This window comes from Aeromonas diversa CDC 2478-85, assembly GCF_000819805.1.
Lineage (GTDB): Bacteria > Pseudomonadota > Gammaproteobacteria > Enterobacterales > Aeromonadaceae > Aeromonas > Aeromonas diversa.
In genome coordinates, this window is sequence record NZ_CDCE01000037.1 from 344,039 (window position 1) to 344,350 (window position 312).

The window sequence follows — 312 nt, forward strand, 5'->3', positions numbered from 1 at the left end:
CCCGCAACCAACTTAGGCCGCAAGGCCAAGGCTTCGATGTTCTGCTCACATCGGGGTGACAATTCGGACGCGGGGTGGAGCAGCTCGGTAGCTCGTCGGGCTCATAACCCGAAGGTCGTCGGTTCAAATCCGGCCCCCGCAACCAACTTAGGCCGCAAGGCCAAGGCTTCGATGTTCTGCTCACATCGGGGTGACAATTCGGACGCGGGGTGGAGCAGCTCGGTAGCTCGTCGGGCTCATAACCCGAAGGTCGTCGGTTCAAATCCGGCCCCCGCAACCAACTTAGGCCGCAAGGCCAAGGCTTCGATGTTC

2 tRNA genes are annotated in these 312 nt (G+C 61.2%); both read left to right on the plus strand.

The window, feature by feature from the left end:
* Positions 1–68 precede the first annotated feature (68 nt).
* A tRNA-Met gene (locus tag BN1121_RS18800) sits at positions 69–145 on the plus strand.
* Positions 146–203: 58 nt separating this feature from the next.
* A tRNA-Met gene (locus BN1121_RS18805) sits at positions 204–280 on the plus strand.
* Positions 281–312 lie beyond the last annotated feature (32 nt).